Source organism: Streptomyces sp. NBC_01003, from assembly GCF_045162695.1.
Classification (GTDB): Bacteria; Actinomycetota; Actinomycetes; order Streptomycetales; family Streptomycetaceae; genus Streptomyces.
Genome location: NZ_CP108707.1, coordinates 5,518,654 through 5,545,160, shown reverse-complemented (window position 1 = coordinate 5,545,160; position 26,507 = coordinate 5,518,654). Strand labels below are relative to the sequence as shown.

24 protein-coding genes are annotated in these 26,507 nt (G+C 71.3%); 16 read left to right on the top strand and 8 right to left on the bottom strand.

The window, feature by feature from the left end:
- Nucleotides 1-41: 41 nt before the first annotated feature.
- From OG698_RS25420 to OG698_RS25400, 5 genes are all read right to left on the bottom strand, one after another.
- Complete coding sequence (locus OG698_RS25420) at nt 42-122, bottom strand: putative leader peptide (protein ID WP_351257108.1); 81 nt, start codon at nt 120-122, stop codon at nt 42-44.
- 191 nt (nt 123-313) lie between these two features.
- Entirely contained in the window at nt 314-1,042 is a 729-nt protein-coding gene (locus OG698_RS25415; RefSeq protein ID WP_406105622.1) for a DUF2993 domain-containing protein, read from the bottom strand.
- A gap of 126 nt (nt 1,043-1,168) precedes the next feature.
- A complete protein-coding gene (locus tag OG698_RS25410) occupies nt 1,169-2,407 on the bottom strand; it encodes a hypothetical protein (protein WP_406105620.1) in 1,239 nt (412 codons plus the stop codon).
- Nucleotides 2,408-2,412: 5 nt separating this feature from the next.
- Nucleotides 2,413-2,667 carry a MoaD/ThiS family protein gene (locus OG698_RS25405; protein ID WP_100595616.1) on the bottom strand — a complete coding sequence of 85 codons (255 nt, stop codon included), beginning with the start codon at nt 2,665-2,667 and terminating at the stop codon, nt 2,413-2,415.
- Between the two features lie 36 nt (nt 2,668-2,703).
- Nucleotides 2,704-3,537 (bottom strand): alpha/beta hydrolase, encoded by an 834-nt coding sequence (locus OG698_RS25400; RefSeq protein WP_406105619.1) that lies wholly within the window; start codon nt 3,535-3,537, stop codon nt 2,704-2,706.
- A 256-nt stretch (nt 3,538-3,793) separates the two neighbouring features.
- Here OG698_RS25400 and OG698_RS25395 point away from each other — a divergent pair, with 256 nt between their 5' ends.
- Nucleotides 3,794-4,657 carry a winged-helix domain-containing protein gene (locus OG698_RS25395; RefSeq protein ID WP_399974772.1) on the top strand — a complete coding sequence of 288 codons (864 nt, stop codon included), beginning with the start codon at nt 3,794-3,796 and terminating at the stop codon, nt 4,655-4,657.
- A 23-nt stretch (nt 4,658-4,680) separates the two neighbouring features.
- Nucleotides 4,681-5,703: a LacI family DNA-binding transcriptional regulator gene (locus OG698_RS25390; RefSeq protein WP_329572548.1), complete on the top strand. Its 1,023-nt coding sequence runs from the start codon at nt 4,681-4,683 to the stop codon at nt 5,701-5,703.
- 75 nt (nt 5,704-5,778) lie between these two features.
- On the opposite strand, the gene OG698_RS25385 is transcribed toward OG698_RS25390, so the two are convergent.
- Nucleotides 5,779-7,533 carry a trypsin-like serine protease gene (locus OG698_RS25385; protein ID WP_406105616.1) on the bottom strand — a complete coding sequence of 585 codons (1,755 nt, stop codon included), beginning with the start codon at nt 7,531-7,533 and terminating at the stop codon, nt 5,779-5,781.
- A gap of 338 nt (nt 7,534-7,871) precedes the next feature.
- Between OG698_RS25385 and OG698_RS25380 the strand changes: the two genes are divergently transcribed.
- The 3 genes from OG698_RS25380 to OG698_RS25370 all read left to right on the top strand — a co-directional run bounded on the left by OG698_RS25380 (nt 7,872) and on the right by OG698_RS25370 (nt 11,260).
- On the top strand, nt 7,872-8,963 hold the full coding sequence (locus OG698_RS25380; RefSeq protein ID WP_406105614.1) for a S1C family serine protease: 1,092 nt from the start codon (nt 7,872-7,874) through the stop codon (nt 8,961-8,963).
- Between the two features lie 99 nt (nt 8,964-9,062).
- Entirely contained in the window at nt 9,063-9,797 is a 735-nt protein-coding gene (locus OG698_RS25375; protein WP_399974765.1) for a response regulator transcription factor, read from the top strand.
- On the top strand, nt 9,794-11,260 hold the full coding sequence (locus OG698_RS25370) for an ATP-binding protein (protein WP_406105612.1): 1,467 nt from the start codon (nt 9,794-9,796) through the stop codon (nt 11,258-11,260). The genes OG698_RS25375 and OG698_RS25370 overlap by 4 nt, the downstream gene beginning before the upstream one ends.
- A 7-nt stretch (nt 11,261-11,267) precedes the next feature.
- Here the strand turns inward: OG698_RS25370 and OG698_RS25365 are convergent, their stop codons facing one another.
- Nucleotides 11,268-12,551: a DUF2993 domain-containing protein gene (locus OG698_RS25365; protein WP_406105611.1), complete on the bottom strand. Its 1,284-nt coding sequence runs from the start codon at nt 12,549-12,551 to the stop codon at nt 11,268-11,270.
- Between the two features lie 127 nt (nt 12,552-12,678).
- Nucleotides 12,679-14,490: a bifunctional metallophosphatase/5'-nucleotidase gene (locus OG698_RS25360; protein ID WP_406105609.1), complete on the bottom strand. Its 1,812-nt coding sequence runs from the start codon at nt 14,488-14,490 to the stop codon at nt 12,679-12,681.
- A gap of 172 nt (nt 14,491-14,662) precedes the next feature.
- On the opposite strand from OG698_RS25360, the gene mshD reads away from it, so the two are divergent.
- From mshD to pstA, 11 genes are all read left to right on the top strand, one after another.
- Nucleotides 14,663-15,595, top strand: a complete 933-nt coding sequence (mshD, locus tag OG698_RS25355) for a mycothiol synthase (RefSeq protein ID WP_406105608.1) — start codon at nt 14,663-14,665, stop codon at nt 15,593-15,595.
- Between the two features lie 121 nt (nt 15,596-15,716).
- The gene (locus OG698_RS25350) at nt 15,717-16,106 is read left to right on the top strand and encodes a GntR family transcriptional regulator (protein ID WP_384245948.1); all 390 of its coding nucleotides are present in this window, start codon (nt 15,717-15,719) and stop codon (nt 16,104-16,106) included.
- On the top strand, nt 16,103-17,023 hold the full coding sequence (locus tag OG698_RS25345; protein WP_399974753.1) for an ABC transporter ATP-binding protein: 921 nt from the start codon (nt 16,103-16,105) through the stop codon (nt 17,021-17,023). Before OG698_RS25350 ends, OG698_RS25345 begins: the two co-directional genes overlap by 4 nt.
- Nucleotides 17,020-18,033, top strand: a complete 1,014-nt coding sequence (locus tag OG698_RS25340) for a hypothetical protein (protein ID WP_406105606.1) — start codon at nt 17,020-17,022, stop codon at nt 18,031-18,033. Before OG698_RS25345 ends, OG698_RS25340 begins: the two co-directional genes overlap by 4 nt.
- Nucleotides 18,030-18,977 carry an ABC transporter permease gene (locus tag OG698_RS25335; protein ID WP_406105605.1) on the top strand — a complete coding sequence of 316 codons (948 nt, stop codon included), beginning with the start codon at nt 18,030-18,032 and terminating at the stop codon, nt 18,975-18,977. The genes OG698_RS25340 and OG698_RS25335 overlap by 4 nt, the downstream gene beginning before the upstream one ends.
- 112 nt (nt 18,978-19,089) lie before the next feature.
- Complete coding sequence (locus OG698_RS25330; protein WP_383096561.1) at nt 19,090-21,462, top strand: RNA degradosome polyphosphate kinase; 2,373 nt, start codon at nt 19,090-19,092, stop codon at nt 21,460-21,462.
- Nucleotides 21,443-22,504 (top strand): CHAD domain-containing protein, encoded by a 1,062-nt coding sequence (locus OG698_RS25325; protein WP_406105603.1) that lies wholly within the window; start codon nt 21,443-21,445, stop codon nt 22,502-22,504. Before OG698_RS25330 ends, OG698_RS25325 begins: the two co-directional genes overlap by 20 nt.
- Nucleotides 22,501-22,959, top strand: a complete 459-nt coding sequence (locus tag OG698_RS25320; protein WP_406105602.1) for an NUDIX hydrolase — start codon at nt 22,501-22,503, stop codon at nt 22,957-22,959. Before OG698_RS25325 ends, OG698_RS25320 begins: the two co-directional genes overlap by 4 nt.
- A 238-nt stretch (nt 22,960-23,197) precedes the next feature.
- Nucleotides 23,198-24,328, top strand: coding sequence for a phosphate ABC transporter substrate-binding protein PstS (pstS, locus tag OG698_RS25315; protein WP_406105601.1), 1,131 nt, complete (start codon nt 23,198-23,200; stop codon nt 24,326-24,328).
- Nucleotides 24,329-24,427: 99 nt separating this feature from the next.
- Entirely contained in the window at nt 24,428-25,429 is a 1,002-nt protein-coding gene (gene pstC, locus OG698_RS25310; RefSeq protein ID WP_399974738.1) for a phosphate ABC transporter permease subunit PstC, read from the top strand.
- Nucleotides 25,426-26,496 carry a phosphate ABC transporter permease PstA gene (pstA, locus tag OG698_RS25305; RefSeq protein ID WP_399974735.1) on the top strand — a complete coding sequence of 357 codons (1,071 nt, stop codon included), beginning with the start codon at nt 25,426-25,428 and terminating at the stop codon, nt 26,494-26,496. The genes pstC and pstA overlap by 4 nt, the downstream gene beginning before the upstream one ends.
- Nucleotides 26,497-26,507: the final 11 nt, after the last annotated feature.

Below are 26,507 nucleotides of genomic sequence, written 5' to 3'. Positions count from 1 at the left end.
GGCCTCAAAGGGGCCTGGGGAAGCGGGAGTTGCCGTCCCGCTCAGGCGGTGCGACAGAGCATGGCGGCGACGCGGCACAGGTCTACTGCCCGCCGCTTCGTGAGATCCGCCTGTCGCTTCATGCCACCGATCGTAGGTACGCACGGGCGGCCGTGTCACCGGCGTGTCGCATCCTGAGACGCGATCGTCCACGATACGAGATGAGCGCGGCCCCGGAGCCGCTCGCCTCGGGCTCCGGGGCCGCTGCGGCTCCGCCGATCACTGCTGTGCGGACGGCGTCGTCTCGCAGTGCGGACGCGCCGTTTCCCGGTGGCTACCCGACGAGGTCGAGTTTCGAACCCTTCACCGAGATCTCGACGCCGTCCTTGACCGCCTCGACCCGGTCCAGCTCGATCCCGGCCGGCAGGTCGTCGATCGCCTGCTGGAAGTCGGTGACGGCGCGGATCCGGCCCTCGGCCAGGTCGAGCGCGCCGGCCTTGGGCAGGCTGTCGGCACGCGCCGAGACCTTGCCGTCGGTGACCTTGATCGAGCTGAGGACGGTGGGGTGCAGGGTGCCCACCGGCGTGTGCACGGTGACCTTGACCTTGACCTTGTCGCCGCCGCCGTAGGAGAGGCCCTCGATCCGGGCCGTCACGCCCGGGGCGACCTGGGCGGCGTCCTGCTTCTTGACGGCCTTGAGCAGCTCGGCGTAGGAGATGCGGGCGGTGCCGGTGGCCGAGTCGGCGGTGGCGGAGCTGAAGCTGCTGTTGAACCGAACGCCGTGCATCTCGGCGTTCAGATCGGCGATCCGGATCGACTCGCCGCCGCTCTTCGCGTCGTAGTCCTTGATGCCGATCTCCACGTCGTCCAGGGTGCCGCCCACGGCCTGGGTCAGGAACGGGAAGCCGTTGATGGACACGTCGGGCGTACTGGCCAGGCCCTCGCTGGTGCGCACGCGGTCGGCCGCCTCGCCCTCCGCGTAGTTCACCGCGACCCGGTCGGCGATGACGAACAGGCCGCCCAGGATCACGACGACGATCAGAAGTATCCGCAGAGCACGCATGACCCGGTGTTTCCCCCCACCTGGACGACAGTTCCTGATCGCGAGAGTACGGGCCGGACCCCCGCGAAGGGGGCCCGGCCCGATTCTTGTCGATCAGCTGTGACAGGCCGTACGCCCGCCCGACGCTCAGCCCACGACCCGCCCGAGCAGATAGACGGCCGGGGCCGCGGCGGCCAGCGGCAGGGCCACGCCCGCCGTCATGTGCACGAAGCGGGACGGATAGTCGTAACTCGCGACGCGGTGGCCGATCAGCGCGCAGACACCGGCGCCGAGGCCGAGGAGCGCGCCCTTTGATCCCATGTCCGTCACGCCGCCGGCGGCGATGCCGGCGCCCGCGGCGGCGAGCAGCGCGACGGCCACGGAGGCGGGCGTCGGCAGCGGGAGCGCCCGCGCGAGGACGGCGACGGCGACGGCCACAGCGCCGACGGTCACGGCGTCCGGGTCGGCCGCGAGGTGTCCGGTCGCGACGATGGCGAGCGCCGCGGAGGCGACCGTCGCCATCAGGCCGTACATGCGCTCGTCCGGGGCCGCGTGGCTGCGGAGCTGGAGGACGAGGGTGAGCAGGACCCACACGCCGAGGGTGCCGAGGATCGCGGCGGGCGCGTGCTCCCGGCCGGTGACGAGCAGCGCGGCGTCGGCGGCGAGGCCGCCCGCGAAGGCGAGCGCGATGCCCTGCCGGGCGGGCCACATGCCGTTGAGCCGGAACCAGCCGGCGGCCGTGACGGCCTGGAGCAGCACGAGCGGCACGAGCAGCGCGTACTGGCCCACCGCGGCACCGCCCGCGAGCAGCAGCCCGAGCAGCGCGGTCAGCGCGGCGGGCTGCATCCCCGGCTCTATGATCGGCGACCGCCCCTCGGCACGGGCGCGCTGCGCGTCGGTGACGCGGGCGTTGCCGGTGACGGTGGCGGGCCCGTAACCGGCGGCCTCCGGCTCGGCCACGGGCAGCGGCTGGGCCGCCGCCACCGTCCCGAAGACCTGCGTCTGCTGATCGGCACCGGGGGCTTGGGGCGCCTGGCCGTACGCGGCATGCGCGGGCGGCGGAGTCTGGCCACCGGGCGTCTGAACCGCGGGCCCCTGCCCGTAGCCGTAAGCCTGCTGGTCATCGCCGTAGGCGTGCTGGTCACCGCCGTACGCCTGCTGGTCGCCGTAAGCGTGCTGCTCGCCGCCGGTCCGGCTCACCGGACCCTGCCCGTACGCGGCCTGCCCGTACGCGGCCTGCCCGTACTCGGCCTGGCCGGGCTCGAATCCCTGGGGCGGCGGATACGTCGACTGGGCCTGGGTGTCCCAGGTCTGGCCCTGCCAGTGCTGGGTCTGCTGGGGCGGCTGCTGCTGCCCGTACTCGTCTTCGTACGGCTCGTTACTCATCGCGGTCACCCTCCTGCGAACGGCGGGAGCACCTCGACCGTGCCGCCCTCGGCAAGCCGTACCGTCTCATGCCCGCGCTTGCCGACGGGGTCACCGTCGATGAGGAACGAGGACCGCTGCAGGACACGCACCAGGTCACCGGGGTGTCGCGTACGCACGCCCTCCAGCGCGTCGGCCAGCGTCTCGGCCTCGTACGGCTCCTCGGCGACACCGGCGGCCGCCTTGGCCGCGGCCCAGTAGCGGATGGTTCCGTTGGCCATGTGCGGCGCTCCTCCCATGCGGTCTGTCCATACGGTCTATTCGGCGGTTGTCGTCGTCCATGATGCCGTGGCCCAGCCACCGATCCGCGCGAGGAGCCCGTCGTCCGCCGCGTGCTCGGCATGGCCCATGCCCGGTTCCAGCCACAGCTCGGCCCCGCCGGGCGCGGCCGAGGCCAGCATGCGCGGGTGGTCGAGGGGGAAGTACGGATCCCGGTCGCCGTGCACGATCAGGAGCGGCGTCGGCGCGATCAGCGGCACGGACTCGACCGGCGAGAGCGGCACCGGGTCCCACTCGTGTGGGTGAATGCGGGTGCGGAGCCCGATGCGGCCCACGATCCGGCCGGCGGGCCGCGTCACCAGCCAGTGCAGGCGCCGCATCGGCGCGGTCCCGCGGTAGTACCAGCGGGCCGGGGCACTGACCGCGACGACGGCGTCGGACCGCGCTTCCGTGCGCCCCCTGTGCAACGCGGCGTGCCGCAGGACGACGGACCCGCCCATCGAGAATCCGACCGTCACCACCTGTTCATGCCCGAGTGACCTCGCCCACTCCACGGCGGCCACCAGGTCGAGTACCTCCCGGTCGCCGACGGTGGACCGCCCGCCCGACCGCCCGTGCCCCCGGAACGAGAACGTGACCACGGCGGCACGCTGCGCGAACACCCCCGCCGCACGCCGGACATGCGGCCGTTCCAGATCGCCCGTGAACCCGTGCGCGACCACGATCACCGGGCCCCCGGCAGGCCCTGGCCCGGGGTCGTAGGCGGCCTCGATCGGCACACCGTCCCGCGTGCGCAGCATCACACGCCGTGAGCGCGCAGTGATCGGCTGCACAGAAGAACGTGCGTCTTGACCTGCCCGACCGGAACTCATGTGGGCTATTCTCCTTGGCAGAGGATCCGGGCAGCGAAGCCCCCGGGTCCTTTTGTGCTTTCGGACCGCGTTGTATACGAACGCGGACCGCACGGCGCAGGGCCCCAGGGCGCGGGGCCCGAAGCAGTGCAAAGCAGTACGAACAAGCAGTACGAAGCAGTGCCGTAAACGTCCTCGCAGGGACCGAGGAGGAACCAGACGTTATGGGCGAGCGAAACGTGCACGACCGCAGGACGACCCAGGCAGGTGGGACGCGATGAGTTCTTTGCTGCTCCTGACCAATGCCCTTCAGCCGTCGACGGAGGTGCTCCCCGCTCTCGGCCTGCTGCTGCACAACGTGCGGGTCGCCCCCGCCGAGGGCCCCGCTCTCGTCGACACCCCCGGTGCCGACGTCATCCTCATCGACGGGCGCCGCGACCTCCCGCAGGTACGCAGCCTGTGCCAGCTTCTCCGCTCCACCGGGCCCGGCTGTCCGCTGGTCCTCGTCGTGACGGAGGGCGGCCTCGCGGCGGTCACCGCCGACTGGGGCATCGACGACGTACTTCTCGACACGGCGGGACCCGCCGAGGTCGAGGCACGGCTGCGGCTCGCGATGGGCCGCCAGCAGATCGTCGCCGACGACTCCCCGATGGAGATCCGCAACGGCGATCTGTCGGTCGACGAGGCCACCTACAGCGCGAAGCTGAAGGGGCGGGTCCTCGACCTGACCTTCAAGGAGTTCGAGCTCCTCAAGTACCTCGCGCAGCACCCGGGCCGTGTCTTCACCCGCGCCCAGCTGCTCCAGGAGGTGTGGGGCTACGACTACTTCGGCGGGACCCGCACCGTCGACGTCCATGTGCGGCGCCTGCGCGCGAAGCTCGGGCCCGAGCACGAGTCGCTGATCGGCACCGTGCGCAACGTCGGCTACCGCTTCGTGACGCCGGAGAAGGTCGAGCGGGCGGCGGACGCGGCGAAGGCCAAGGCGGCCGCTCCGAAGCCGGACAGCGCAGAGCACGCAGCACACGCGGAACAGGCCGACAACACGGACTCCGGGGCCGATTCCCGTGCCGTGCGGGAGCCGGTCGATCAGCCCCGGGCGGGCGGTCACCAGGCCGCCGCCGGACGCCCTGCCCAGCGGTAGGTCCATCCGCGTAGACTCCGCGCGTGGCCAAGGTGACTCGGGATGATGTGGCGCGACTGGCGGGTACTTCGACCGCGGTCGTGAGCTACGTCATCAACAACGGACCTAGGCCGGTTGCCCCGGCCACGCGCGAGCGTGTACTCGCCGCGATCAAGGAGCTGGGGTACCGGCCCGACCGGGTCGCCCAGGCCATGGCGTCGCGGCGGACCGACCTCATAGGCATGATCGTGCCGGACGCGCGCCAGCCGTTCTTCGCGGAGATGGCGCACGCCGTCGAACAGGCGGCGTCCGAGCGCGGAAAGATGGTCCTCGTCGGCAACTCCGACTACGTCGAGGAGCGCGAGGTCCACTATCTGCGGGCCTTCCTCGGCATGCGGGTGTCCGGCCTCATCCTCGTCAGCCACGGCCTGAACGATCTGGCCGCGGCCGAGATCGAGGCCTGGGACGCTCGCGTGGTCCTGCTGCACGAGCGGCCCGAGGCGATCGACGACGTCGCGGTCGTGATCGACGACATCGGCGGCGCCCAGCTCGCCACCCGCCATCTCCTCGAGCACGGCCACCCGTACGTCGCCTGTCTCGGCGGCACCGCCGAGACGCCGTCCGTCGGCGACCCGGTCTCCGACCACGTCGAGGGCTGGCGCCGGGCCATGCACGAGGCGGGACTCCCCACCGAGGGCCGGCTGTTCGAGGCGCCGTACAACCGCTACGACGCGTACAAGATCGGGCTCGAGCTGCTCGCCGGGCCCCAGCGGCCGCCGGCGATCTTCTGCTCCACGGACGACCAGGCCTTCGGCATCCTGCGGGCCGCGCGCGAGCTGCGGATAGATGTGCCGGGCGAGCTGGCCGTCGCCGGGTTCGACGACGTGAAGGAGGCGGGTCTGACGGATCCGCCGCTGACGACGGTCGCATCGGACCGCTCGGCGATGGCGCGGTCCGCCGTCGACCTCGTCCTCGACGACTCGCTGCGCGTCGCCGGGTCCCGGCGTGAGCGCCTGAAGGTGTTCCCCTCGCGGCTGGTCGTGCGCCAGTCCTGCGGCTGCCCCTGACCGCACAGAAACGCGCGCCGGCCCCCGAACCGCGGGACCGACGCGCGCGTGCTGCGTGTCACTCGGAACACGTGCTCAGAACATCAGGTTGTACTGGTTGAATCCGGTGCCGAGGCTCTTGCGCGCGCCGAAGACGTCCGCGGACGCCTTGTTGGTGCCCGGGTAGAGCCAGAGCGTGCCGCCCGAGTCGCGGGCCATGACGTCGGCGATACCGTCGCCGGTCACGTCGCCGTTCGTCACGTACGAGGTGAAGTTCCAGCCCGTACGCGCCTGGATGCGCGCCGCGAACGGGGCCTTCTCGACCTGCGTGCCCCGGTAGAGGTACAGGACGCCGGAGCTGTTGCGGACCAGGAGGTCCGCCTTGCCGTCGCCGGTCAGGTCTCCGCGGCCGAAGATCTTGACGCCCTTCCAGGCCTTGTCGACGACCTTGACCTTGCCGTAGAACTCGCCGTTGCCCTTGCCCGGGTAGAGGTACGTCGAGCCGTCGGCGTCCACCGCGACCAGGTCGGGGCGGGAGTCACCGGTCATGTCGCCGGGGATGGCGTACGACTTGTAGCCGCCCCACACCGAGGTGATCTGCATCCACTCGAAGGCGTCCGACGCGTGGTTGTAGTAGCTGCGGTACAGCTTGCCGTCGGTGCTGTCGCGGATGATCAGGTCCTGGAAGAAGTCCCGGTCCAGGTCGGCCTGGAGGGCCCAGCTCGCGGTCTGCCAGCCGGCGCTCTGGTAGGCGCGCGTGGCGAGCGAGGTGCCCTTGCTGTCCTGCTCGAACAGGCCCCCGGAGGGGGTGCGCGCCAGCAGGTCGGCCCGGCCGTCGAAGCTCAGGTCCGTGTCGTCGATGCGCGGCTGGGCCGCCCAGACGTACGAGGACACCTTGGTGAAGACGGGGTAGGCGCCCTGCGCGGTGCAGCCGGAGACGCCCCACGAGACGATGCCGACGACACGGCCACCGACGACCACCGGGCCGCCGGAGTCACCGCTGCAGGGGCTCTTGGTGCCCTCGTCGGCGCCCGTCGCCGGGGTGCCCGCACAGAACATCGAGCCCTCGATGAAGTCGTCCTCGCCGAGGACCGACTGCATCGCGGTGTTGCAGGTGGAGTCGGAGACCATCGGCAGGGTCGCCTTGCGCAGGGTCGCCGACAGGTCGGCGTCCTCGGCGCCGGAGGTCAGGCCCCAGCCGTAGACGGTGGCGGAGGTGCCCGCCTTGTAGGAGGCGGTGTCGTTGCTCTGGACCACCTTCGCCCACTGGTCCTCCAGCGGACGGTCCAGGGTGAGCACCGCGATGTCGTTCTGGATGGTCTCGGCGTTGTAGCGCGGGTGGTTCCACTGGCGCCAGACGCCCGCGACGGTGCCCTGGGCGCTGTCGAGCAGGCCGGCGGTGCCGGCCACGACCGCGCCGTTGTTCACCCAGTCCAGACCGGCGACGCAGTGCGCCGCGGTGAGGACCTTGTTCGGGGCGACGAGGGTGCCGCCGCAGAAGTAGCCGTCGCCGGACGCGGCGTCGTAGTACGAGAGCTGGACCATCCACGGCGCCGAGGAGATCGCCGTCTCGGTGCCGCCGATGATGAACGGCGTCCTCTTGGGCTTCGTCTCCGGGGTCGCCTGGGTCTTCGCGGCCTCGACGACCCGCTTGCGCAGTTCGGCGTCGGAGGCGGACGGGGCCGGATCGGCGGTACGGGCGACGCTCGCGTCGGGCAGTACGGGCGGATCGTCGGCCGCGGTGGCAGGGTGCGCCACCAGGGCGCCGGCGCAGCTCAGCGCCAGCGCGAGAGCGGCCGTGGACAACGCCGTGGCGGGGCGTCTCCAGCGGTCGCGCAGGGCAGGTATCACTCAGGGCTCCTGGTGTGAAGAGTGGCTTCAGGGCCCGAGAAGGGGCGTCACGACGCACACCACGGCCGGTACCGGACACAGAGCACACGAAGAATCGGGCTCAGCCCCCAGGTACCGCCGCAGACCCCCCTCCGGCGCACGGATCGTAGATCCCACGGCCCCCTGAACACACGACCTTCACAGCAGGCAGGTGAGAGTTGTTCCTGCGCCCTCCCGTATCTCACCCCCCGTCAACCCGCCGTTTCCCGGGGCGCCTTTATTTCGGGCAAACAGGGTTCTCGCGGGACTCTCAGGGCACGCTCAGGTGGCTCTCATGAACACGGCACAGGCTTACTGCCATGACCGAGAGCTTCCGCCGAAGCGGCGAGTACCCCCAGGGCCAGCAGCAGCACTCGCAGTCCTCGTATCCGGGGACCCCCGAGGCGGGCGGCGCGTTTCCGCCCCCGCCCGCCTACGACCCGCCGCAGCCGGTGAACGCCGCCCCGGGTTCGGCGATGTGGCCCGCTCCGGTACCGGAGGGCTCCCCCGCGCCGCCCGCACGCCGGCGGCGGGTCAAGGGCCCGCTCGGGCTTCTCGCCGCGGTCGCCATCGCCGCCGCGGCCGTGGGCGGCGGCACCGCGTACGCCTTCCAGGAGCTGACCGGCAAGGACTCCACGTCCACCAGCGCCGGCGCGAGCGTCGTACCCACCAGCAAGAGGGGCACCGTCGCCGGTGTCGCCGAGGCCGTCAGCCCCGCCATCGTGGAGATCAGCGCGACCTCGAACGCGGGCAGTTCGACCGGCTCCGGCGTCGTCATCACGAGCGACGGCGAGATCGTCACCAACAACCACGTCGTCTCGGGCGCCTCGACGGTCAAGGTGCGGACGAGCGACGGCAAGACCTACACCGCCGACGTCGTCGGCACCGACGCCAAGAAGGACCTCGCCCTCATCAAGCTGAAGAACGCGTCCGGCCTCAAGACCGCGTCCCTCGGCGACTCCGACAACGTGAAGGTCGGCGACGAGGTCGTCGCCATCGGCTCCCCCGAGGGCCTGACCGGCACCGTCACCAGCGGCATCGTCTCCGCGCTCGACCGCGACGTCACCGTCTCCACGGACGAGGAACAGCAGCAGCAACAGGGCGGCGGCAGCGACGGCCGGTGGCCGTTCGAGTTCGGCGGGCAGCAGTTCAACGGCGACACGGGCTCGTCCAAGACGACGTACAAGGCCCTCCAGACCGACGCCTCCCTCAACCCCGGCAACTCCGGCGGCGCCCTCATCGACATGAACGGCAACATCATCGGCATCAACTCCGCGATGTACTCGGCCAGTTCGGACAGCGGGTCCGGATCGTCCGGCGCGGGCAGCGTCGGTCTCGGCTTCGCCATCCCCGTCAACACCGTCAAGGCCGACCTCGACTCGCTGCGCAGCGGGGGCACCTCCGGCAGCTGACCCCGGCCGCGCGCCGCCGCGCCGCGCCCACCCGCAGCGCCACCGTGCGAGGCTGATACCGGCCCCCACCACCGTCCGCACCCCCGAGGAAGCCCGCCCATGAGCCCCGCCGAAGGCGACCGCGAACCCCAGCGCATTCTCATCGTCGACGACGAACCCGCCGTCCGCGAGGCGCTCCAGCGCAGCCTCGCCTTCGAGGGCTACGGCACGGAGGTCGCCGTCGACGGCGCGGACGCGCTCGGCAAGGCGGCCGCCTACCAGCCCGACCTGGTCGTCCTCGACATCCAGATGCCGCGCATGGACGGCCTCACGGCCGCCCGGCGGCTGCGGGCCGGCGGGTCCAGGACGCCGATCCTGATGCTCACCGCCCGCGACACCGTCGGCGACCGCGTGACCGGGCTCGACGCGGGCGCCGACGACTACCTGGTCAAGCCGTTCGAACTGGACGAGCTGTTCGCGCGGGTACGGGCGCTGCTGCGACGCAGCGCCTACGCCTCGGCGGCGGGCCCGGCGGACGACGCGGGCGACGTCCTGTCCTTCGCCGACCTGCGCATGGATCTCGCGACCCGCGAGGTCACGCGCGGCGCGCGCCCCGTCGAACTGACCCGCACGGAGTTCACGCTCCTGGAGATGTTCCTCGCCCACCCGCGCCAGGTCCTCACCCGCGAACAGATCCTCAAGGCGGTCTGGGGCTTCGACTTCGAGCCGAGCTCCAACTCCCTTGACGTGTACGTGATGTACCTGCGCCGGAAGACGGAGGCGGGCGGCGAGCCGCGGCTCGTTCATACGGTGCGGGGTGTGGGGTACGTGCTGCGCTCGGGCGGGAGCGAATGAACCGGGTCGTCCGCTACTTCCGGAAGCTGCCCCTCAGGTCACGGCTCTCGGTGCTGTCCGCCGTCGCCGTGGCGTTCGCCGTGGCCGCGGTGTCGGTGACGTGCTGGTTCATCGTGCACGACCAGCTGTACAGCAAGCTCGACGACGACCTGCGCGACGCCATCCCGGGCGCGCCCGCCGCCCAGTACGCCCAGCTGGTGGCCAACTGCACGACGACGACCGCCGAGAACAACGGCTTCGGCCGCCCGCAGGTGTACTACGTGCAGGTCGTCGACAGCCACGGCACGGTGTGCGTGGCCCCGACCTCGCTCGGCACCGTCGAGGCCGCCTCCAGCGACCAGGACATCGCGAAGCACGGCGACGCCGACCGCGTCTACTTCCGCAACGGCGTCGACAGCGACGGCAAGCCCCTGCGCGTCATGACCCGCGCCGCGGTCACCGACGGCCCCGCGCGCGCCGTGGTGCAGGACCTGGCTCTCACGGTCGCCGTGCCCCTGACGGACACCGACAAGACCCTCAACAACCTCGCGCTGGTCCTCCTGATCATCGGCGGGATCGGCGTCGTCGGCGCGGGCGCCGCCGGACTGTGGGTGGCCCGCACAGGGCTGCGCCCGATCGACGAACTGACCGACACCGTCGAGCACGTGGCCCGGACCGAAGACCTCACCGTGCGCATCCCCGTAGAGGGAGACGACGAGATCGCGCGGCTGTCCGCGTCCTTCAACTCCATGACCGCCTCGCTCGCCTCGTCGCGCGACCTCCAGCAGCAGCTCATCGCCGACGCCGGGCACGAGCTGCGCACGCCCCTCACCTCGATGCGCACCAACATCGAGCTGCTCACCCGCAGCGACGAGACGGGCCGCGCGATCCCGCCGGACGACCGCAAGGCGCTGATGGCCTCGCTCAAGGCGCAGATGACCGAACTGGCCGCGCTCATCGGGGACTTGCAGGAGCTGTCCCGTACGGGCCTGACGGCCGGCGACGCGCCCCTCAAGGTCGTCGCCCTGCACGACACGGTCCGCACCGCGCTGGAGCGCGCCGCGCTGCGCGGGCCCGAGCTGACGATCACCTCCGAGCTGGCGCCCTGGTACGTACGGGCCGAGCCCGCGTCGCTGGAGCGCGCGATCGTGAACCTCCTCGACAACGCGGTCAAGTTCAGCCCGCCCGAGGGCACGATCGAGGTCCACCTCATGCGCGGCCGGCTGACCGTGCGCGATCACGGTCCCGGCATCCCGGCCGATGAACTCCCGTACGTCTTCGACCGGTTCTGGCGCTCGCAGAGCGCGCGGGCGCTGCCGGGTTCGGGTCTGGGCCTGTCGATCGTGGCGCGCACGGTGGAGAGCTGCGGCGGCACCGTCGAGCTCGGGGCCGCGGAGGGTGGCGGCACGGTCGCGACGGTGCAGCTGCCGGGCGCCCCGACGCCTCCGCCGGAGGTCCCCGAAGGCGCGCTGGACACGCCCTAGGGGGGCCCTAGCGCTCGAAGCCCAGCCCCTCCCCCGTAAGCCCGACCCGGATCCCGTCCTTCTCGACCTTCACGTCGCTCAGCCGGACGTCGCCCATCCCGTCGCCCGGCAGTTTCGGCAGGCGGAAGGCCAGGGAGAGGCGGTCGGCGAGTTCGGGGCGGGTGAGCCGGGTGAGGCCCTGGAGCAGCGCCGGGTCGAGGCCGAACTTCTTCAGGAGCGCCGGGTGCGCGAGCGCGAGGTCGACCAGGTTCAGGGACATCAGCTGGTGCACGAAGCGCGGTGAGCCGGTGAGCTCGCTCAGGCGCCGGTCGCTGCGCAGCGCCGCGCGTACCGCCGAGTCGGGCACGCCGAGCCGGTGCACGAGCGACGGCACGGACAGCAGGGCCTTCGCCCTGGCGGTCTCGGTCGCGAGGCGCGTCACCGAACGGCGGCTCAGGTGCAGGCCCTCGGACGGGCGGGTGCCGGGCCGGTAGGTGGCGAGGTCGCCGATGTCGAACCGCATGCCGCCGATGTCGGTGGCGATGCCGGTGTCACCGATGCGCCGGATCGTGGCGTCGGCGCGCACCTTCAGGTCGTGTCCGGCGACGGGCAGCGTGCCGCGCGCGAGGACCCGGTCGCGGCCCTGTCCGCTGAACGTGACCTGGGAGGCGCCGAGTTCGCGGTTCAGGTCGTCGAAGGCGAGCAGGACCTCGCCGGTCATGCCGCCGATGCGGGCACCGCGCACATCGGTGAGGCCGTTGCCGTCGATGCGTACGTCGCGGATGGTCGCGGAGACCTTGGCGAGGGAGACACGGCTCGCGGCGACGTCGGGGACGGTCACCTTCACCTCGTCCAGGCGCCGGTCGGCGAGCTGCGTGAGGAACGGGAAGCCCTCGATGTCGACCTCGGGCGCGGCGCTCAGGTGCAGCTGGTCCTTGAGCCGGTCGGCGGCGCGGTGCTCGGCGTAGAGGAGGGCCCAGCGGTCCGCGAGGGTGACGAAGGCGGCGAGGACGAGGATCCCGACGACGGCCTTCGTGGCGAGCGGGAGCCCGGCGAACCGGTTGCGGCGGCGGCTGCCGCGGCGGTGGTTGGGCCTGGACCAGGGCTGGTCGTCCGGGCCCGCCTCGGGGTCCTCCTCGTGGAGGAACTCGTCGAGCGGGTTGTCCGCGAGGGCGCCCAGCTCGTCGTAGGGATTCGGCGGAGCGGCGCCGGGTGGAACGGCGCCCGATGAAACAGTGCCGGATGGAACGGATTCCTCCGTCCACGCATCTGACGGGTCGGTGGACATGGCTATGCGGTGGGGGGAACGCATCGTGAGATTTCACCATACGAACCGACCCCACCGCTAAGCTTTACTCCCAGTAACTACCGGTTTCGACTGCCCGCCGGGCCGTGCGATACGTCACTTCAGGATCGTCACAACCCTCACGTAACAGCCATCACTTCACGATCGTGATCCGGTCCGCCTTCGGGGGCGCGATCGGCGACGTGGCCGACGAGTTGGCCGTCAGATAGTCGTTGAGCGCCTTCAGGTCGTCGCTGCCGACCAGCGGGTTCTTGCCCTGGCCGAGCGCGGCGAAGCCGTCTCCGCCGCCCGCGAGGAACGAGTTCATCGCGACGCGGTAGGTCGCCGCCGGGTCGATCGCGGCGCCGTTCAGCTTGATGGAGTCGACGACGACCCGGGCCGCGCCCGTCTTCGTCATGTCGAGCGTGTACGTCAGGCCCGCCGACGGCTGGAGGATCTTCGGCGAGGACTCGTTGGAACCGCTGACCTGCTGCTGGAGCGCGGCGATGACCTGCGCGCCGGTCAGGTCGGCCAGGTTCACGGTGTTGCTGAAGGGCTGCACGGTGAAGCCCTCGCCGTAGGTGACGACGCCGTCGCCCTCGCTGCCGCTCGCCTTGTACACGAGGTCGGAGCGCACGCCGCCGGGGTTCATCAGGGCCAGCGAGGTCTTCGGGTCGAGGGTCTTGGCGTGCGCGAGCTGCGCGTCCGCGATCAGATCGCCGAGCGGCGCCTCCGGCGAGGCGGCGCCGCGGCCCGGGATGTCCGCCGAGATGAACCCGACGGGCTGGCCCGCGACGGGCGCGGCCATCTTGTTCCAGCGGCCGATGAGCGCGGTCATGTCCGCGGCCTTCGGCTGCGTGCGGCTCACCACGTGGTTGGCCGACTTCACCGACGTACGCACGATGTCCTTGGTGCGGCGGTCGTACGTCAGCGTCGTGTCCGTGTAGAGCTTCCCGTACGAGGACGCCGAAGTGACCATGCGGGGCTTGCCGGACGGGTCGGGGATCGTGCAGACGTACGCGTTGTGCGTGTGGCCGGTGACCAGCGCGTCGACCTTCGGCGAGATGCCCTTGGCGATGTCGACGATCGGGCCGGAGATGCCCGCGCCGCCGCTCGGGGAGTCGCAGTCGTAGTTGTACGAGCCGGAGGCCGGCACGCCGCCCTCGTGGATGAGCGTGACGATCGACTTCACGCCCTGCTCGTCGAGGATCTTGGCGTACTTGTTGACGGTCTCGATCTCGTCGTGGAACTTCAGGCCCTTGACGCCGTCCGCGGAGACGATGTCGGGGGTGCCCTCAAGGGTCACGCCGATGAACCCGATCTTCACGCCGTTGTGCTTCCACACCCAGTAGGGGGCGAGGATCGGCTTGCCGGTCTTCTCGTTCGTCACATTGGCGGCGAGGTAGGGGTAGTCGGCGCCCTGGAACTTCCTGCCGTCCTCGAAACAGCCGTCCTTGGGGTGGCAGCCGCCGTTCTGCATGCGCGCCAGCTCCGTGGCGCCCTCGTCGAACTCGTGGTTGCCCACGCTCGTGACGTCCAGGTCGAGCTTGTTCATCGCCTCGACGGTGGGCTCGTCGTGGAAGAGCCCCGACAGCAGCGGGCTGGCCCCTATCAGGTCGCCGGCCGCGGCGGTGACGCTGTACGGGTGGCTCTTCCTGGCCGTCCGCAGGGACGTCGCGAGGTACTCGACGCCGCCCGCGTCGACCTTCCTCGTCGTGCCGTCCGGCAGGTTCTCCGTGACCTGGCCCGAGGAGCCGGCCGGCGGCTCCAGGTTGCCGTGGAAGTCGTTGAAGGAGAGCAGCTGCACGTCGACCGTGCGGCGGTGCTTGTCCCCGTGGTGCCGGTCCTGCGTGGCGTTCGCGGGCAGCGCCGCGACGAGCGCGCCGACGGTGGCGAGCCCGGCCGCCGCGGCGAGTAGCCGCGATGCGGCGCGGCGCCCGGGCCTGTGCGGTGTCAGCGGAGTCATGGGTACGTCCCCCTGTGTGGGTGCTGTGAGGCGGCGGTGGTGGCGGTGTGCCGTGACCAAGTCGGCAGCCTAGGGTCAACGCGCGTAGCACAACAGGTGTTTGCCGGTTACGGGCTGGTTGCCATCACCCGCCGCGAGCCCGGCGCGGGCCCGTCGCCGTACCCTCTTGTGCATGACCAGCGATGCCGTGCCCACCTCCCCCGACCGCCAGATCGAGACGCTCACCGCCCTCACTCCCGACCAGGCGGAAGCCGTCCTGGAGATCCTCGTCGACGCCGCCCGTGCCGACGGGCAGCAGGCGGTGTCGGAGCAGGGCAGGCTGCAACTGCGCGGCGGCCCCAGGGAGGGCGTGCGCCACTTCCTGCTGAAGGTCGACCGCGAGCTGATCGGGTACGGCCAGCTGGAGGACACCGACCCGGTCGAGGCGCCGGCCGCCGAACTCGTCGTGCACCCCGCGCACCGCGGGCACGGGCACGGGCGGGCGCTCGGCTCGGCGCTGCTCGGCGCGTCCGGCAAGCGGCTGCGGGTCTGGGCGCACGGCGGCCACTCGGCGGCCCGGCACCTCTCGCAGGTCCTCGGCCTGACCCTGTTCCGTGAACTGCGCCAGATGCGGCGCCCGTTGGCCGAGGGGCCCCCGCTCGCCGAGCCGGTGCTGCCCGAGGGCGTCGTCATCCGGACCTTCGTGCCCGGCGAGGACGACGCGGCCTGGCTCGCGGTGAACGCGGCGGCGTTCGCCCACCACCCCGAGCAGGGCTCGCTGACCCAGCGCGACCTGGACGACCGCAAGGCCGAGCCGTGGTTCGACCCGGCCGGCTTCTTCCTCGCCGTACGGGAGGGCGACGGCGAGGTCATCGGCTTCCACTGGACCAAGGTCCACGCGGAGGAGCAGCTCGGCGAGGTGTACGTCGTCGGGGTCGCGCCCGGCAACCAGGGCGGCGGCCTCGGCAAGGCGCTCACGGCGGTGGGCCTGCGGCATCTGGCGGCGTCGGGCATGCCGACGGCGATGCTCTACGTGGACGCCGACAACAAGCCGGCGGTCACGGTCTACGAGCGCCTCGGCTTCGTCACGCACGAGACGGACCTGATGTACCGCACGGAGTCGTAGCCGGTCGCAGAGGAACAGGACACGGGCCGGCAGCACCCGAGGGGCAGTCGTCACTTGACACTGCCCCTCTCTTGCACCACCCTTTCACTACTTGATTAGTGAAAGGGTGGTGTTGAAGAACGTGGTCGAGTACCGGATCGACCGGCGCAGCGGCGTCGCCACCTATCTGCAGATCGTCCAGCAGACCCAGCAGGCCCTGCGCCTCGGCCTGCTGGCGCCCGGCGACAAGCTGCCCACGGCCCGCGAGGTCGTCGAAGCCACCGCGATCAACCCGAACACCGTGCTCAAGGCGTACCGCGAGCTGGAGCGCGAGGGCCTGGTCGAGGCCCGCCGCGGTCTCGGCACGTTCGTCCGCAGGACGCTCGGCGCGGCGGCCCCGGCCGACTCCCCGCTGCGGGCCGAACTCGCGGACTGGGCCCGCCGCGCCCGCGCCGCGGGCCTCGACCGCGAGGACGCGGCCGCCCTGTTCGGCGCCGTACTGGACGAAAACTTCCCGAAGGGGGACCAGTGAGTTCCACCAGCACCACCCCGGCCGTCGCCATCGAGGCGACAGGGCTCGGCAAGCGCTACGGCCGCCATGACCGGGCCGCCCTCGACACGTGCTCCTTCCGGCTGCCCGCCGGGCGGATCAGCGCCCTGGTCGGGCCCAACGGGGCGGGAAAGTCCACCCTCCTCGCCATCGCCGCCGGGCTCCTGCGTCCCAGCTCGGGGCACCTCACCGTCCTCGGCGCCGCCCCCGGCGTGCACCGCGACCGCGTCGCGTACCTCTCGCAGGACAAGCCGCTGTACCCGCAGCTCTCCATCGCGGACACCCTGCGCATGGGCGCCGAACTGAACCCGGACCACTGGGACGCCGCGTACGCCGACAGGATCATCGAGCAGGGCGACCTCGACCCCGCGGCCCGGGTCCGCTCACTCTCCGGCGGCCAGCGCACCCGCGTCGCGCTCGCCCTCGCGCTCGGCAAGCGCCCCCAGCTGATGCTCCTCGACGAGCCGATGGCGGACCTCGACCCGCTGGCCCGCCATGAGCTGATGGGCACGCTGATGGCGGACGCCGCCGAACACGGCACCACCATCCTGATGTCGTCGCACATCGTCGCCGAACTGGCCGACGCCTGCGACCACTTGCTGCTCCTGGGTGCCGGGCGCATCCGGCTCGGCGGCGGCATCGACGACCTGACGGCCGCGCACAGCCTGGTCACCGGGCGCGGCTCGGCCGCCGACCTCGCTCCGCACACCGTGGTCGAGTCCCGCGCCGCCGGCCGCGGACTGACCGCCCTGATCCGCCGCGACGGACCGCTCGACAGCGCCTGGGAGGCGCAGGAACCGTCCATGGAGGAACTGATCCTCGCCCATCTGCGCAACCCCGCTGCCCCGGCGCTGATCACTCCGGGCACGGCCGCGTCCGCCGTGGCGGTGACGGCATGAGCTCCACGACCCCGGTCCTCGAGCGTCCCGCCGAGGGGCCAGCCCGGCGCCGGATGCCCGGCCCCGACGGCCTCGTGTGGACCGTGCTGCGCCTGCACCGCACCGCGCTGTGGGTATGGACGGCGTACGTCGTCATCACCGCGGGCCTGCTGCTGTGGCTGTGGGGACCGGGCGCGAGCGCGGCACAGAAGGCGTTCGACATGTTCGGCTACGCCGGGGCACAGGACAACGCGTTCCAGGGGCCGGCCCGGATCATCCTCATCGGCGGCTCGTTCGACTCGCTCTTCTACGAGCCGTCCTCGCTGATAGGCATCGCCTCGTGCGCGATCGCCGTGTTCGCCGCCGGACCGCTCATCGCACGCGAACTGGAGCAGGGAACGGCCCAGTTGGCGTGGACGCAGTCCATGTCGCCCGCCCGCTGGCTGGCCGTGAAGCTGGCCGTGCCCGCGGTGTTCGTCGGCGTCGGCACGGGCCTGATCGTCATCCTGTACCGGCTCGTGTGGAACGCGCACAACCACCTGCTGGTCGCGGGCATCGGCCCCCGCTCGTTCTCCTTCTCCATCGGCCCCGCCACCGTCGCGACCGCCCTGTTCGGCCTCGCGGTCGGCGTGCTCGCCGCCCTGGTCCTGCGCCGGATGCTGCCCGCCTTCGCGGTCGCGGGTGTCGTGCAGTTCCTGGCCGGCGCGCTGCGCGGCAACAACTGGCCGTTCCAGCACTCACCGTTCTCGCGCCTGCAGCCCGAACTCCCCGTGTACAGCAAGGCGATCACGTCCTCGGGCGCGAAGGTCCCGGACCCCGGCTGCTACCTGAGCCAGAAGTGCCTCGACCGCCACGACATCACCGGCTTCACCCGCACCTACCTCCACTCGCCCGACTACTGGCCCCGCCAGCTCGCGGAGACGGGCATCCTGCTCGCCCTGACCGCGCTCGCCGTCGTCGGCGCGTTCCTCGTCCTGCGCCGGTACCAGCCGAAGAACACCCACCGGCCGAAGAAGGAGACCGCAGCATGAGCACCGCCACCTTCTCCCCTTCGACCGGGCTGACCTGGACCGTGCTGAAGGTGCACCGGCTCGCCCTGTGGCTGTGGGTCGCCTACGTCGCGATCACCGCCGCGATGCTGCTGTGGCTGTGGGGGCCGGGCTTTTCCGGGCTGCACATCGCCGGCAGGTGCGTCGCGGGCGTCACGAACACCTGCACCGTCACGGGTCCTGGAGCGGGCAGGTACGAGTATCTGCTCATGCTCACCACGAGCCTGATCACGCTCGTGCCCGCGATCGCGGCCGCCTTCGCGGGCGGGGTGCTCTTCGGCCGCGAGCTGGAGCGCGGCACGGCCACTCTCGCGTGGACGCAGTCCGTCTCCCCGGCCCGCTGGCTGACGACGAAGCTCACCGTCCCGGCAGCGTTCCTCGTCGTCGGCACCGGCATCCTCGTGGCGCTGCGCCGCCTGGTGGCGTCGGAGGCGAGCAGCCTCCCCTCGAACCAGTGGTTCACCGAGGGCATCTACGGCGTCCTCGGCCCGACCGCCGTCGCGCTCCCGCTGCTCGGCCTGGCACTCGGTGCCCTGGTCGCGTTCATCTCCCGGCGCGTGATCACGTCGATGTGCGTCTCGCTCGCCCTCACCGGCATCGTGATCACCGCGCTCGGCGAGATCCGGGGCCGCCTGTGGCCCGCCGTCACCGTCACCGGGAATGTCCGCGAGGGCTACCGGGGCTTCACCGGCCTCTTCCTCGACGAGGGCGCGGTCACCGGGAGCGGCGCCCACATCGCCGACCCCCTGTGCCGCGACAGCACGAACTGCCTCGCCCAGCACGATGTCACCGGCTTCTACCGCGAGTTCCAGCCGTCCTCCCACTTCTGGCCGCTCCAGCTCGTCGAAACGGGCATCCTTCTCGGCCTGACGGCACTCACGGTGACGGCGGTCTTCGCCCTCCTGCGCAGGAATCTGCGGCCGTAGGCGACCGCGGGGCATGCCGGGGCGTCTGAGGACGTCCCCGGGACGCCCCACCATGCCCCGCACGTCATGTCGCCGTAACCAACCATTCAGACGGGCTTGCCACCCTCACAGAATGCAGCCCGCCGCGCCCGACCCCACCGGGGCACCGGCGGAGCGCTCCCCGAACGGGAGACTCCGCCTCACGCCCGCGCTCTCCGACGCGCCCATCGTGGTCCAGGCGCGGAAGAATGGGTCCATGAGCCAGCAGAACGCCCAGGACCAGGCCTCCGACCGGCAGGCGCAGCCGTCCGTCGGCTCGATAGCCGCGCACCGCCCGCACACCGTCGCAGGCGGTGACTTCAAACCCGATCTCCCCGAGCTCACGGCCGACATCGATGCCGACCCCGACGAGTTCGAGGACTACAGCGCCGAGCTGCCCCAGGGCCGCTTCCTGGACCGGGAGCGCAGCTGGCTCGCCTTCAACGAGCGCGTACTCGAACTGGCCGAGGACCCGGACACCCCGCTCCTGGAGCGGGCGAACTTCCTGGCGATCTTCGCGTCGAACCTGGACGAGTTCTTCATGGTCCGCGTGGCCGGACTCAAGCGCCGTATCGCGACGGGCGTCGCCACCCGTTCGGCCTCAGGGCTCCAGCCCCGTGAGGTTCTCGAGCTGATCTGGAACCGCTCGCGCGAGCTCATGGCCCGGCACGCCGCCTGTTTCCAGGAGGACGTCGCCCCCGCGCTCGCCGACGAGGGCATCCACCTGGTGCGCTGGGAGGAGCTCACCGACAAGGAGCAGTCCCGGCTCTTCACGCTGTTCAAGCAGCAGATCTTCCCGGTGCTCACACCGCTGGCCGTGGACCCCGCGCACCCGTTCCCCTACATCTCCGGCCTGTCCCTGAACCTCGCCGTCGTCGTGCGCAATCCGGTCTCCGGGCACCGCCACTTCGCGCGCGTCAAGGTGCCGCCGCTGCTCTCCCGCTTCCTGGAGGCCTCGCCGCAGCGCTACGTCCCCATCGAGGACGTCATCTCGGCGCCCAAGCACCTGGGTGAACTGTTCCCCGGCATGGAGGTCCTGGAGCACCACATGTTCCGGCTGACCCGGAACGAGGACCTGGAGGTCGAGGAGGACGACGCCGAGAACCTCCTCAAGGCGCTGGAGAAGGAGCTCATGCGGCGCCGCTTCGGCCCGCCGGTGCGGCTCGAGGTCGAGGAGACCATCGACCGCTACGTCCTCGATCTCCTCGTGCGCGAGCTGAAGATCAGCGAGTCCGAGGTGTATCCGCTGCCGGGCCCCCTGGACCTCACGGGCCTCTTCGGCATCTCGAGCCTCGACCGGCCCGAGCTGAAGTACCCCAAGTTCATCGCGGGCACCCACCGCGACCTGGCCGAGGTCGAGTCCGCGTCCGCGCCCGACATCTTCGCCGCCCTGCGCGAGCGGGACGTGCTGCTCCACCACCCGTACGACTCGTTCTCCACGTCCGTGCAGGCGTTCCTGGAGCAGGCCGCCTCGGACCCGGACGTCCTCGCGATCAAGCAGACGCTGTACCGGACCTCGGGCGACTCGCCGATCGTCGACGCGCTGATAGACGCCGCGGAGTCCGGCAAGCAGGTCCTCGTCCTCGTCGAGATCAAGGCCCGCTTCGACGAGCAGGCCAACATCAAGTGGGCGCGCAAGCTGGAGGAGGCCGGCTGCCATGTCGTATACGGCCTCGTCGGCCTGAAGACGCACTGCAAGCTGTCGCTCGTCGTGCGCCAGGAGGGCGACACGCTGCGCCGCTACTGCCACGTCGGCACGGGCAACTACCACCCGAAGACGGCCCGCCTCTACGAGGACCTGGGCCTGCTCACCGCCGACTCGCAGGTGGGCGCCGACCTCTCCGACCTCTTCAACCGGCTGTCGGGCTACTCGCGCCGCGAGACGTACCGCCGTCTCCTCGTCGCCCCCAAGTCCCTTCGCGACGGCCTCATTTCGAGGATCAACAACGAGGTCCAGCACCACCGCGCCGGCCGCCCCGCCTACGTCCGCTTCAAGGTCAACTCGATGGTCGACGAGGCCGTCATCGACGCGATGTACCGGGCGGCGCAGGCCGGCGTACCCGTCGACGTCTGGGTCCGCGGCATCTGCGCCGTGCGGCCGGGCGTCGCGGGCCTGTCGGAGAACATCCGCGTACGGTCCGTGCTCGGCCGCTTCCTGGAGCACTCCCGGGTCTTCGCCTTCGGCAACGGCGGCGAGCCCGAGGTCTGGTTCGGCAGCGCGGACATGATGCACCGCAACCTCGACCGCCGCATCGAGGCCCTGGTCCGGGTCTCCGACCCGGCTCACCGCGGCGCCCTGAACCGGCTCCTGGAGACGGGGATGTCCGACACCACCGCCTCCTGGCATCTGGGACCGGACGGGAACTGGGTCCGGCACGCCAAGGACGCGGAGGGCCGGCCCCTGCGGAACGTACAGGAGATGCTCATAGACGCCCGGAGGCGCCGGCGTGGCACAGCAACACCTTGAGACAGCGGGAGCGGAGGGTTCGGCGGGCGAGGTCGTCGCGGCCCATCTGCGTGAGCAGGCCACGGAGTTCCTGCGCTCCCTGCGGCAGCACCGCGAGAGCGGCGGCGCCGCACCCGGGGGAACCGCCGAGGAGGCGGCCGACGCGGCGCGCGCCCTGCGCCGCTCGGCCCGCCGCATCAGCGGCACGCTCCACACGTTCCGTCCCCTCCTCGACCCCGAGTGGTCCGACGCGCTGCGCCCCGAACTGGCGTGGCTGTCGGGCACGTTGGCGCAGGAACACGCGTACGCGGGCCGCCTGGAGCGCCTGCTCTCCGCGCTGCACCGGCTCTCCGGCGCGCACGTGGTCCCGGCCCAGGCCCCCGCGGCTCTCGCCGGGCGGGTGGGCACGGCCCAGCTGCCGCGCAACGAGAACACGGCCTCGGGGAATCTGACCGTGGGCGCGGCGAAGGCGGGCGCCCTCCTGGAGCGCCAGCTCACCCTCGCCCGGACCCGAGCCCACTCGACGGCGCTGCAAGCACTCGGCTCGTCCCGCTTCCACGCGGTCGCGGACAACGTCGCCGTACTCGCCAGCGAGGTCCCGCTGCGCGCCGCCCCGGCCGACCTCGACGCGCTGGCCGCCACCGCGGAGTCCCGCCTCGCCGAGGCCGTCACCGCGCTCCCCCTCCACCGGGCGGGCCACCCCTACAACGCGGAGGCCCTCGTCCAGGGCCTCACCGCCGACACGGCGCCCCCGTCCCAGGACGCGCCCTGGCACCACGTACGCCTCCTGCTGCGGCTGCACCGCTATGCCCAGGAGGTCGTGCCGTGCGGACCCGGCGGCGGGCCGACCGACGCGGAGACCGAGGCGGCCGCCGCGCTCGACCGGCACCGGGACGCCGCCGAGGCCGCGGCCGCCGCGGCGCACGCGGCCCGCACCCCGCGCATCGCCCCGGCGACGGCCTACGCGCTCGGCGTCCTGCACGCCGACCAGCGCCACGAGGTGGAAGCGGCCCGTTTCGCGTTCCAGCGGGCCTGGCTGAAGGAGACGGTCCACACCACATGAACAGCGGCGACGACACGATCCGCGCGGCCGGCTGCGTGCTGTGGCGCCGCTCCTCCGACGACCACGTTCCCCAAGCTCTCGACTTCGATCGAGCAGGGGAGGCGCCACTCGAAATCTGCCTCGTGCACCGGCCCAAGTACGACGACTGGTCGCACCCCAAGGGCAAGCTGAAGCGCGGCGAGGAGGCCCTCGCGGCCGCGCTGCGCGAGGTGGCGGAGGAGACCGGCTTCCAGTGCACTCCCGGCGCCCGCCTCCCCACCACCCGCTACATCGCGAGGGGCCGGCCCAAGCGGGTCGACTACTGGGCCGCCGAGGCGACGGACGGCGGGTTCACGCCGAACCGCGAGGTCGACCGCGTCGCCTGGCTCGCCCCGGCCGCCGCCCGTCACCGTCTGACCCAGCCCCGTGACAAGACGCTCGTCGACGCGCTGCTCAACGCCCTCCACCTGGCATAGTCGCAGTAAGTATCCGCGTCGTCACAAAACGTCACACATTACCTCACCGCACCGACCGCCGAGGTTCACCCGCCGTTCACTCATGCCCATCGGTCGCTTCACCTGTCCTGCCTAATTTCGGCCTTACACGGTGCGAGTCACCCACAAGGGCGAACACCGCACCGCCTACCTGGAACGAACAGACTTCGCACGCCGTCCCGGATTTCCGACCGGCGGCTCCTGGAAGGAACATCCGAAAGTGAAGCTTCAGCGCAAGAACCGGCTCCGCGCCCTCTCCCTCGGCGCCATCGCCGTCTCCGGCGCCCTGGCCCTCACGGCGTGCGGCTCGGACGACACGAGTGCCAACGGCGGTTCGAGCAGCGGCCCGACGGCCAAGGCCGGCAGCATCAAGTGCGACGACGTCAAGGGCCAGCTCCTCGCGAACGGTTCCTCCGCGCAGGCCAACGCCATCCAGGCCTGGGTCAAGGCGTACACCGCCGAGTGCAAGGACGTTCAGATCAACTACAAGCCCGAGGGTTCGGGCGCCGGTGTCACGGCGTTCACCCAGGGCCAGGTCGCCTTCGCCGGCTCGGACTCCGCGCTGAAGCCCGAAGAGGTCACCGCCTCCAAGAAGATCTGCAGCGGCGGCCAGGGCATCGACCTCCCGATGGTCGGCGGCCCGATCGCGGTCGGTTACAACGTCCCGGGTGTCGACAACCTGGTCCTGGACGCCAAGACCCTCGCCCAGATCTTCGACGGCAAGATCAGCACCTGGGACGACGCGGCCATCGCCAAGCTGAACCCCAAGGCGAAGCTGCCCAAGACCAAGATCCAGGCGTTCCACCGCTCGGACGAGTCCGGCACCACGGACAACTTCACCAAGTACCTCAAGGCCGCCTCCCCGGCGGACTGGAAGTACTCGGGCGGCAAGGCCTGGCAGGCCAAGGGCGGCCAGTCGGCGCAGGGCTCCTCCGGCCTCGCCCAGCAGGTCAAGCAGACCGCCGGCGCGATCTCCTACTTCGAGCTCTCCTACGCCAAGGACGGCATCAAGACGGTCGACCTCGACACGGGCGCCTCGGCGCCGGTCAAGGCCACCGTCGAGAACGCCACCAAGGCGATCTCCGAGGCCAAGACCGTGGGCACCGGCAAGGACCTCGCCCTCGAACTGAACTACGCGACGAAGGCCGACGGCGCCTACCCGATCACCCTCGTCACCTACGAGATCGTCTGCGACAAGGGCAACAAGGCCGACACCTTCAAGGCCACCAAGTCCTTCCTCACCTACATCGCGAGCCAGGACGGCCAGGACTCCCTGGCGGCCCTCGGCTACGCGCCCATCCCCGCCGAGATCAACGCCAAGGTCCGCGAGACCGTCGCGAGCCTGAGCTGACCCAGTGTGCGGCCCGTCCCCGACCGGGGGCGGGCCGCACCGTCCGGTGCATCGCCGCCTGGAGCCGCCCGACCGCGGCTCCGCAGACCGGAGAACCCCATGGATATATCCACAAAGACGACTGCTCCACCCGCCTCCGCCGACCCGCCCACGCTGCAAAAGCGCGCGGCCCGCGGCGCCACCCGCCCCGGTGACCGGATCTTCCTCGGTCTCTCGCGCGGCTCCGGCATCCTGCTTCTGGTGATCATGGCCGCCATCGCGGCCTTCCTCACCTACCGCGCCTCGATGGTGCTGTCCAAGAACGACGGCAACTTCCTCACGACCTTCGAGTGGAACGCCAACGCCACCCCGCCGGTCTTCGGCATCGCGGTCCTCGCCTTCGGCACGATCGTCTCCTCGGTCATCGCCATGGCGATCGCCGTCCCGATCGCCGTCGGCATCGCGCTGTTCATCACGCACTACGCGCCGAAGAAGATCGGCGGCGTGATCGCGTACGTCGTCGACCTGCTCGCCGCCGTACCGTCCATCGTGTACGGCCTGTGGGGCGCCCTCTTCCTGGTGCCGCACCTCACCGGCTTCTACAGCTGGCTCAACGACTACTTCGGCTGGACCGGCATCCTCGAGTGGCAGGGCGGCGCCCCGCGCACCCTCCTCGCCGTCGGCATCCTGCTCGCGATCATGATCCTCCCGATCATCACGAACGTCAGCCGTGAAGTCTTCCGGCAGGCGCCCCTGATGCACCAGGAGGCCGCACTCGCGCTCGGCGCCACCCGCTGGGAAGTCATCCGCATGTCGGTGATCCCCTTCGGCCGCTCCGGCGTCATCTCCGCCTCGATGCTCGGCCTCGGCCGCGCGCTCGGCGAGACCATGGCCGTCGCGACGGTCCTCTCCCCCAGCTTCGAGATCAACGCCAGCCTGCTCGACCCGGGCGGCGGCACCTTCGCACAGAACATCGCCGCGAAGTTCAGCGAGGCCACCGAGCAGGGCCGTGACGCGCTCATCGCCTCCGGTCTGGTCCTGTTCATCATCACGCTGGTCGTGAACGGCGCGGCCCGCGCGATCATCGCCCGCCGCAAGGAGTACTCGGGGGCCAACGCATGAGCAACGCAACCATCACCCCGCCGGCCCCCGGCACCAACTCCCTCAGCGCCGCTCGCCTGCCGCGCTGGTCCCCGTACGCCATCGCCGTCGGCGCCATCGCGCTCGGCTGCGCGATCGGCCTGGGCGCCGGACTCGACAGCCAGATCCAGTGGGGTCTGATCGCCGCGGTCCTGTTCGTGCTCGGCACGTACGGCATCGCCACCGCCGTCGAGGGCAAGCGCCAGGCCAAGGACCGCGTCGCGACCAGCGTCGTGTGGGTCGCGTTCATCCTCGCCGTGATCCCGCTGGTCTCCCTGATCTGGGAGACCGTCTCGCGCGGCGTGAAGGTCCTGGACGTCTTCTTCCTGACGCACTCGATGGGCGTCGTCACCGACGCCGAGCCCGGCGGCGGCATCTACCACGCCATCATGGGCACCCTGGAGCAGGTCGGCCTCGCCACCGTGATCTCCGTGCCGATCGGCCTGCTCACCGCGATCTACCTGGTCGAGTACGGCCGGGGCAAGCTCGCCAAGGCGGTCACCTTCTTCGTCGACGTCATGACGGGCATCCCGTCGATCGTCGCGGGCCTGTTCATCCTCAGCTTCTGGATCCTGATCCTCGGCTTCAGCTACTCCGGCTTCGCCGGATCGATGGCGCTGTCCATCCTGATGATCCCGGTCGTCGTCCGCTCCACCGAGGAAATGCTCAAGCTCGTCCCGAACGAGCTGCGCGAGGCCTCCCTCGCGCTCGGCGTACCGAAGTGGCGCACGATCCTCAAGGTCGTCCTGCCGACGTCGATCGGCGGCATCACGACCGGTGTGATGCTGGCCATCGCCCGTATCGCCGGTGAGACCGCGCCCGTACTGCTGCTGGTCTGGGGCAACCCCCTCATCAACACGGACCCGTTCCAGGGACCCCAGTCCTCGCTGCCGCTGTACATCTACCAGCAGTACCAGAACAGCGGCGGCAGCCCGGCGGCGTACGACCGTGCATGGGCGGCGGCTCTCGTCCTCATCGCCTTCATCATGATCCTCAACCTGGTGGCCCGCGGCATCGCCCGCTGGAAGGCCCCCAAGACCGGCCGCTGACGCGGCATCTG